Annotated in this window: 10 protein-coding genes; all 10 read right to left on the bottom strand. The window is 38.8% G+C overall.

From position 1 onward, the window contains the following. A partial coding sequence (locus H5072_RS06780; RefSeq protein ID WP_182693078.1) for an H-type lectin domain-containing protein occupies positions 1–722 on the bottom strand: 722 nt, incomplete at its 3' end. Further along, entirely contained in the window at positions 719–1,210 is a 492-nt protein-coding gene (locus tag H5072_RS06785; protein WP_182693079.1) for an agglutinin biogenesis protein MshP, read from the bottom strand. The genes H5072_RS06780 and H5072_RS06785, both read right to left, overlap by 4 nt. Continuing rightward, positions 1,200–2,042 carry a type II secretion system protein J gene (locus H5072_RS06790; RefSeq protein WP_182693080.1) on the bottom strand — a complete coding sequence of 281 codons (843 nt, stop codon included), beginning with the start codon at positions 2,040–2,042 and terminating at the stop codon, positions 1,200–1,202. The genes H5072_RS06785 and H5072_RS06790 overlap by 11 nt, the downstream gene beginning before the upstream one ends. Further along, positions 2,042–2,581, bottom strand: a complete 540-nt coding sequence (locus H5072_RS06795) for a prepilin-type N-terminal cleavage/methylation domain-containing protein (RefSeq protein ID WP_182693081.1) — start codon at positions 2,579–2,581, stop codon at positions 2,042–2,044. The genes H5072_RS06790 and H5072_RS06795 overlap by 1 nt, the downstream gene beginning before the upstream one ends. Continuing rightward, complete coding sequence (locus tag H5072_RS06800) at positions 2,568–3,035, bottom strand: type II secretion system protein (RefSeq protein ID WP_223231635.1); 468 nt, start codon at positions 3,033–3,035, stop codon at positions 2,568–2,570. The genes H5072_RS06795 and H5072_RS06800 overlap by 14 nt, the downstream gene beginning before the upstream one ends. Positions 3,036–3,065: 30 nt before the next feature. Further along, entirely contained in the window at positions 3,066–3,596 is a 531-nt protein-coding gene (locus H5072_RS21465; protein WP_182693082.1) for a prepilin-type N-terminal cleavage/methylation domain-containing protein, read from the bottom strand. Between the two features lie 22 nt (positions 3,597–3,618). After that, positions 3,619–4,203 (bottom strand): Tfp pilus assembly protein FimT/FimU, encoded by a 585-nt coding sequence (locus H5072_RS06810; RefSeq protein WP_182693083.1) that lies wholly within the window; start codon positions 4,201–4,203, stop codon positions 3,619–3,621. A gap of 1 nt (position 4,204) precedes the next feature. Continuing rightward, the gene (locus tag H5072_RS06815; RefSeq protein ID WP_182693084.1) at positions 4,205–5,425 is read right to left on the bottom strand and encodes a type II secretion system F family protein; all 1,221 of its coding nucleotides are present in this window, start codon (positions 5,423–5,425) and stop codon (positions 4,205–4,207) included. After that, on the bottom strand, positions 5,412–7,139 hold the full coding sequence (locus H5072_RS06820) for a GspE/PulE family protein (RefSeq protein ID WP_182693085.1): 1,728 nt from the start codon (positions 7,137–7,139) through the stop codon (positions 5,412–5,414). Before H5072_RS06820 ends, H5072_RS06815 begins: the two co-directional genes overlap by 14 nt. After that, positions 7,136–8,019 (bottom strand): tetratricopeptide repeat protein (locus H5072_RS06825; protein WP_182693086.1); only part of this gene is annotated, 884 nt, incomplete at its 5' end. The genes H5072_RS06825 and H5072_RS06820, both read right to left, overlap by 4 nt.

Raw genomic sequence — 8,019 nt, forward strand, 5'->3', positions numbered from 1 at the left:
TCCCATGATACCTCAACGCCATTATCGTCAGAAAATATGCGATTACTTCCAGGCTCTACAGCCATATAAGCAACAGTTTCGGTTTTTATAACCCCAAGTGCTGTTTCAGATGCTTCTAATGCAATATTAACGCCGCTGGCAGATAGAGAATTACTTTCTACTGCAACTGTTAAAAATGGTATTAATGCTTGCGTTGGTGGATTGCTGTCTATGCTATTGAGTGTTTGTAATGAATGGAAAAAGTTTGGCCTTTGAGTAAATGGCTGAGCAAATGTCAGTGATTTATATCCCTTAGGTGTTAGTGGAGCAAAGCCAGACTTAGAGCCATACTGTAATTCGAGTAATAAGTCTGTACTACCCACTTCCATAATTGTCCCATCAGGAAATTGATGCACACCATACTCAACAGCTAAATAGTGCGCCCCCATACTAATATGCCCACCATCCTCTCCTGAAGGTTCAAGCGGTAAGGCCTCAAAGCTAGTTGTGGTTATATTACGTATTCTTATTATTGCAGGGTTACCGCCTTGGTTTGTTGAGAGCATAAAAACAGCAGGAGGCGTTATATATTGCTGTTGAAAATTAACTTTTGTCCAAACAGGCGATGTATATGTATCTTGCAGCTCTATATAACGGCCTTCGATTTTTGGAGGCACTGCATTTGCGTAATTACAAAGTAACACGCAGCTAAAAAATATAATGACCAATACATTTTTCATCATGGTAAGGTTTTAGCCTCCACACTGAGCGTTCTTTGTGTTTGCCAATAATCTTTTCTGCAGCTACTCCCTGTAGGGCAACCAATTGCGGCGCACGTTGCACTGCTTTGTAAGTAATATATATTTACAAGCCCGTTTGTTGTACTGCTATCTGGTAGGTCTATATATTCATTGCAACTTACCACTACTTTACAATTAGCTAAATATGCAGTTTGGAAGGTTAAATCAGTAGTAACTGATGTACAGCTTTTAACTGAGCTATTTATTGGAAATAGTTGTGTTAAGCCACTTTCTAATCCACTTTGCGCCGCCATAAAAGCGCGAGCGCCGTAATACTCAATGGTATTTTGTTGAGATGCACCAGAAAGCACTTTAACTAATGCTAATCCTAGTGCTAATAAAGCAACAATAATGACTAAAGAAACTATTATTAAGTTTCCTTTTTGCTTACTGGGTAAGGCTTTTCCGTGAAGGTTTTTTTTAAGGTACATTAGGAATATGTACCTCATGGTTAAAGCTCATTACTTCAGTATTGTTAAATTGCATTTGCGCATTCACATTAAGCACTGCGTTTCTTTGTAAGGAGAGTGCATCAAGAGTAAAAAATGAATCGCTCGCTAAATTGTTAGCAATATAAATACCTAATAAATCACGTTTAACACCACTGCTTATTTGTAAGCTCACGGCATCTAATTGATTAACTGTAAAACCGTAATCGGTGTACCTATATAAATACTGCCCTTCAACGCAAAAACTTACAGGTTGAGAGAGTAAATAAAGGCGCTTACTTGGCGACTCTTGGGCAAACGCTTTACTAAATTGCCACTCATCAATTGCACTAGTGGTGGAGCTATTAAATGCTGATATTTTTAAGCGCTTATTATTATTCTCATCGTATATATCAGCGCTGCTTAACGGGTAAATTGTTGCCCAATCTCCAGCTTGCGGCTGCGTTAAATTATTAAGTTCAAAATCGACAGCGCTAACATTAAAAGGCGCTACGGTTGGTAAGTAATTTGTATAGTGAGTGGCCGATAAAAACGGCGTAAACTCTAAGCACTGCTGAGCACTACATGCTCCGCTAGTACTGTTATCGCAAGAAAGCCTTAATGAACTTGGTGTGGCGTGGCGAAGTTCTTTACTAAGTCGCGTTATTAAAAAGCGGGCCTGGGCTACAGCTTCTTGGCGTTCAACCCCTTGCGAATAAATACTGACTCCGGCACCAATAAACGAAAATGCACTTACGGCTAAAATACCAATAATCACCATAACAAGTAATAGCTCTATAAGGGTAAATGCATTTTGATATTTGGCTCTTTGCATTAGTAATTCCCTTTATATGCACTAAATCCGTAAACTTCGCCTAAGGGTGATGTTACTTCTATAGTAATACGCTTAAAAGTTGTGCCATCGTTAATGGTCAATTCGTTAAAGTCGCTATCGTACTGGACTGTAATAACTAAAATAAAGTCACTGTATTGGCTTAACACCTCACCTAAGCTATTAGTAATAGGCTGGTTAGACAGTGCAATATAGTCATCTACATCGTTATAACTGGTTCTGGTTTCTGAGTTATCTACTCCGAAGTCAGCAGGTGCGGTACAAGCCTCAGCACCTATAGATATTTCGCCACACCGCTTAAAAGGAGAGCTTCTGTCGCTGTGTTCATCAAATGATTTACTTTGAATTTCGTTCATTAGTGATTGACCAAATTCAGAGGCTCTTAAAGCCACAATCGGCTCTGCACTTTTTTTGGCTTGTGGGGCAATTAAAGCGGTGATAATGCTCAATGCAATCGCAAACATGACAATGCCAATAATAAGCTCAATTAAAGTAAAACCTTTTACTTTAAGGGCACGCATATATTAGCCCTTCTCCACTTATGCATACACCAGCTAATCCAACATCGATTCGACATTGCGTAGTGCAGGTTTGATTTGATTTGCCTAAAGCATCAAAACTAATTTGGGTAAAAATGTTCGCGTTACTATCTAAAGCACTAAATGTTATATCACTTCTTTGTGTGTCTATTTGCACCACTAAATGATCGGTGTTGTTTACATCAGCGCCACCGTTACATGTATCTGGTGTGGGGGGAGCAATAAGTGTGGAGGTTATATAAAGGGTATGGCAACTTGTTGTTGCTGTATTTTGCATTGCACGTAGCTGCACTGTCCTAAGTGCATTTAAAGTACGGTCTCGATACGAATAGGCGTCTTCTGTTGAGCTGCCCAGAAATTTGGGAACTGCCGTTACCGACAGTATTCCCAATATCACTAGAGTAATAATTAACTCAATGAGTGTGAAGCCACGCAATCGTTGCCTACTACTGCTTATCATATAATATTAACAATCGCTAACATCGATAGCGACTGTTGCTGGAGTATCTTTGTTTAAAGCTGGAGTATAAGTAACTTTACAAGAATCTGTGACTAGGTAGCTATTTGGAAAAATAATGACTGGAGTTGTAGCATCATCCCCTCCTGACAAATTGAAGTCAGTACTATCAGCGATAGTAGGATCATCGGTTACATCTGCAAAATCTATATCTAAAAATGCCTCAAATGCATCAATAGTCCCTACTGGGTAGCCAAATCGGATTGCTACGCCTTCTACAATAGGTGTTGGAGTATCTGTTTCTGCTTTATTTTGTATATTAGCAATAAGTGCTTTACCATTCACAATATTCATACCACTGCGAATAGAGCCCTGTAAGCCTTCAAGTGTTGAAGCATTGGCATCACCTTGCAAGTTTAAAAAGCGAGGTGCTGCGGTAACAGCTAAAATGCCTAAAATAACAATTACGATGATCAATTCAACAAGTGTAAAACCTGCTTGTTTATTCATTGGTAAACTTTTTAACGATTGCGTTTTCATAAATAAGCCTCTTTTTAATTACTTAATTTTTAAATATTTTTACTTTGCCTGTTTTAGCAAAGTATGAAAAACCTGTTAGACCTGATATTTCCCCCGTATTGGTAGGTATACTTTTAACATCAATGGTGTGAGTTAAATAGTAGTCGCATTGCGTATTTTCTGCATTGTACCTAACTAAAAAACTTACACTTTTTATTATCGATAATTCATTACTTAACGTACTACTGGGTGCATCTTGTAAAATTATATTTAAAACTTGGCGGCATTTATTCGCATTTATAACTTCTGCACGAGTATCTTTTTTTTCTGTTTCATCGCTTGTTGGTGTACCTAACGTCCCATCAACACCAACTATTACCCCTGCATAGTTAACAAATGTTTTGTTTGACCTGCTGTTTGGCCTACCTTCTAACTCCCATTGACCTCTAACCATGCCAACAGCTGATGAAAAACTACCTGCTATAGCGTCAACGCTTGCATTATGCGCTTGATTTTTAATACCTATATATTGAGGTATAGCAAAGCTCAAAATGACTGCCAGTAAAATAACAACAATAACTAACTCAAATAATGAGAAACCTTTTGAGAAAGTTATTGTTGTGTTCACTTTAATTCCCTTTGATTGCCGACATCATGTTCCACATAGGCATAAAAATACCCAATGCTAAAATCAGCACCATAATGGCAACAAACACAGTTAAAATAGGTTCTATTTTTGCGGTTAAACTTCGTAAGTCATAATCAACTTCACGCTCATAATAATCAGCAGCTTCTTGAAGTAGCTCATCAACCCGGCCCGTTTCTTCACCTACCGCTACCATCTGTAATACAAGCTGAGAAAACAGCTGAGAACTTTTTGAGGCCCTAAGCAAACTATCGCCCTTTTCTATATCTTGGCGCATAGTAATAATCGCTTTTTCCATATAGCTGTTATCTACGGCATGCGCTGTTAGTGATAAACCAGTGGTCATAGGCACACCGGAGCGCAATACCATAGCTAAACTTTGACTGTAGCGCGCAAGCAATGTCCGTTTTAAAATATCCCCAATAAATGGAATTTTTAATTTATATTGATCCCACTTAAAGCGTCCAGGCTCTGTATTTAAATAACGCCTCCAAGCAAAAACAGAACCAATAACCATCACCAACAATAACCACCAGTAGTTAACAAAAAAGCTGCTAGTGCCAATTAATATTTGCGTCATTAATGGCAATTCGGCATCAAATTTTTCGAACATACTGGCAAAGGTAGGAATAACAAAAATATTCAAAATAATCATAGCCGCTACTAGAGCCAAAATAACAAAAGTAGGGTAGCGCATAGCTGCTTTTATACGCTTTCGAGTTTCTTGTTCTTTCTCAAAATAAATAGCGAGTTGATAAAACGCATCTTCTAATCGTCCAGAGCCTTCACCAACCATTACCATGGATACTGTTAAACGGCTAAATACCTCGTTATGTATCGCCATTGAACTGGATAAGTCGCGGCCTTGTTCGAGCTGCTTGGTAACTTCTATTAGTACATTTTTAAATTTTTTATTTTGTGTTGTATCTGCCAACCCAACCATTGCTCGTATAATTGGTATACCTGCTTTTAATAGCGAATACATTTGCCTAGAAAACATAATCATGTCGTCTAGCGTTATTTTTTCGACAAATAAATTATCAAAAATTTTGATGTTATTTTTTGTTTCAACTAAAGAGATTGATATTGGTATAAATTGACGCTTCATTAAACTATCAGCTACGCCAGCTTGGTTACTCGCTTCTAATTGCCCTTTAACCAACATACCTTTGCTGTCTTTAGCTTTGTAGCTATATAGTTGCATCAATATCCCCTACTATTTCTGGGATATATTCAGCCACTTTAAATACTTCATCTAAAGAGGTAATACCTTGCTTGGCGTAGTTTAATGCCATTGTTGAGAGCGGCGAAAAATTCGCGCTATTTTTAGCGGCTTTTGCAAAACCTTGCGTGTCGTTAACTCGTAATGCATCCATCATTGCATCATCCATTTCGAGCAACTCAAAAATACCTACACGCCCTTTATAACCACTATGGTTACATGCTGTGCAACCTTGCCCTTTAGAGAATTGAGCTTCAGTAACATCTTCGCCTAAATATTTTAGCCAGCTTATTTCTTGATGATCTGGCAAGTACGGTACTCTACAGTCATTACATATTCGTCTTACTAATCGTTGGGCAATAATAGCGCGCAGTGAACTTGCCACTAAGTAAGCCGGTGCCCCCATATCAATTAGCCGCATAGCACTAGTGATTGCATCATTAGTATGTAGCGTTGATAACACAAGATGACCTGTTAAAGCGGCTCTTAACCCAATATCTACGGTTTCTTGGTCCCGCATTTCGCCAACCATTATAATGTCAGGATCTTGCCTTAAAGCGGTCCGTAAAATACTGGCAAAGCTCAGCCCTATTTTATTATTTATTTGTACCTGGTTAATACGACCGATACGATACTCAACAGGATCCTCTACTGTAATAATTTTACTTTCTTGTTGATTCAGCTCACTTAGTGCACCGTATAGTGTGGTTGTTTTACCCGAACCTGTTGGCCCGGTAACTAAAACCATGCCATGTGGACGTTTTATAATGCTGCGCACACGTTTTAATATGTGTACAGGCATACCCGTTTCATCTAACGATAATAATCCTGCAGATTGATCAAGCAAACGCATTACAACTGATTCACCATGCTGAACCGGCATGGTAGATAAACGCACATCAATACTATGGCTGCGTACTTTTATATTAAACCGGCCATCTTGAGGGAGGCGTTTTTCAGATATATCTAATCCCGACATAAGCTTTAAACGTAGCACTAATGCAGATGCTATTTTTACTTGGTTAAGAGTGTGCTCTTGTAATATGCCATCTACACGTTGGCGAATACGTAATAAGCCTTCATCTGGCTCAATGTGAATATCGGATGCACGAACTTGCACTGCATCCTCAAATATTGATTGCAGTAACTTTACAACGGTTGCATCTGATGTCTCATCACCTAAAGAATTTAAATCAAACTCTTCTACGTCTTGATATTCTTCATGAAGTTGTGCTGCAAAATTGGTAATTTCATCTGTACGGCGATACACGTTGTCAAACGCAGCCATAATTTGGCTTTCTTGAACAACAGCTAAATCTATTCGTTTAGGAGCAAGCATAGTCGCAAGTTGATCAAGGCTCCTTAAATCAGCAGGATCGCTCATCGCGAGCAAAACAGAGTCACCATTATCTTCAATTACTAATGCTCTGTAACGACGCGCATATACTTCAGATAAAAGCTTAGATACATCATGTGATATTTTTCGCTGTGATATATCTAAAAAAGGTACCTGTAATTGCTGCGCTAAAAAGCGTAATAGTTGTGGCTCACTAATAAGCTCAAGGCTAATAAGTGTCGAACCTAATTTACGACCTGTCGCTGCTTGAACATTTAATGCTTCACTTAGTTGCGCTTCGGTGATCATGTGTTCATGAACAAGTAAATCGCCTAAGCGCATTTTTAAACTAGGTCTCATACGGCCTCCTTTAGCGCAACTAAACGTTGTAATGCATGCTGAGTCATAACAGTATTTAATCCACCTAAATCTAGAGCTACTTTGTAAAGTTGTTTAGCATCCAGATATTCTCCCAGTGCATCTTTTGAGGTTGCAAGTGCAAGCCACCACTTGGCTTGACTAGGCTGAAGCTTTGTAAGATGTTTAAAGCTTTCAAGTGCTTTATGGTGCTTACTTGCACTTTGCGCGGCAGTCCCTTGCAGCACCCAAAAATCAAGATTCGCTTGAGGCTCAAATTCATCACTTAAAAGCAGCAATACCTCTTCATACTGTTGTTGCATAATAAGTATTTTGCTTAGCATTACACGCCATTCAAGCACACTAGGATTTTGGCGAATACCCGCTTGCAAAACCTGCTGTGCAGAATTTATATCTTGTTGTTTAAAGTAAGTTGCAGCCAGTAAGTTTCGAGCCTCAACATGTAAAGGCGATTGCGCTAAAATCACGTTTAAATCACTTATAGCTTCGTTGTATAAGCCAAACTGTATTGCCTGCTTAGCTGCCGCTAATTGCTCAACCAATAAAGCCTGTGGCGACTTAGCTTCTGCCACGCTTTTAAACATAGTATTTTGAGGCTTAGCTTTAGTCACTGGCGTAATTTTTGGCTTACTCACAGTAACTTCACTAGCGGTTAACTCTTTATTATTAGCTAGTGCAGAGCTTTGTTTAACCTCGGCAATTACAACCGGCTCAACTATTGGCTGAGAAACTAATAATGTAGCTTCACTCAACTTGGGTTCAGCTAAATCATTCACTTTTGGCTTTATTTGCTCAATTGGTATAACTGCCTTCACAGCTTCTTGCTCAACCATAGGTTCTGCAGTGCTTTTTTCATCTTGGG

This window comes from Pseudoalteromonas sp. SR45-5 (assembly GCF_014163565.1).
GTDB classification, from domain to species: Bacteria; Pseudomonadota; Gammaproteobacteria; order Enterobacterales; family Alteromonadaceae; genus Pseudoalteromonas; species Pseudoalteromonas distincta.

Excerpts from the sequence above, each read along its gene's own strand:
- H5072_RS06785 (WP_182693079.1), bottom strand. The coding sequence starts at position 1,210 with ATGTACCTTAAAAAAAACCTTCACGGAAAAGCCTTACCCAGTAAGCAA.
- H5072_RS06790 (WP_182693080.1), bottom strand. The coding sequence starts at position 2,042 with ATGCAAAGAGCCAAATATCAAAATGCATTTACCCTTATAGAGCTATTA.
- H5072_RS06795 (WP_182693081.1), bottom strand. The coding sequence starts at position 2,581 with ATGCGTGCCCTTAAAGTAAAAGGTTTTACTTTAATTGAGCTTATTATT.
- H5072_RS21465 (WP_182693082.1), bottom strand. The coding sequence starts at position 3,596 with ATGAAAACGCAATCGTTAAAAAGTTTACCAATGAATAAACAAGCAGGT.
- H5072_RS06815 (WP_182693084.1), bottom strand. The coding sequence starts at position 5,425 with ATGCAACTATATAGCTACAAAGCTAAAGACAGCAAAGGTATGTTGGTT.
- H5072_RS06820 (WP_182693085.1), bottom strand. The coding sequence starts at position 7,139 with ATGAGACCTAGTTTAAAAATGCGCTTAGGCGATTTACTTGTTCATGAA.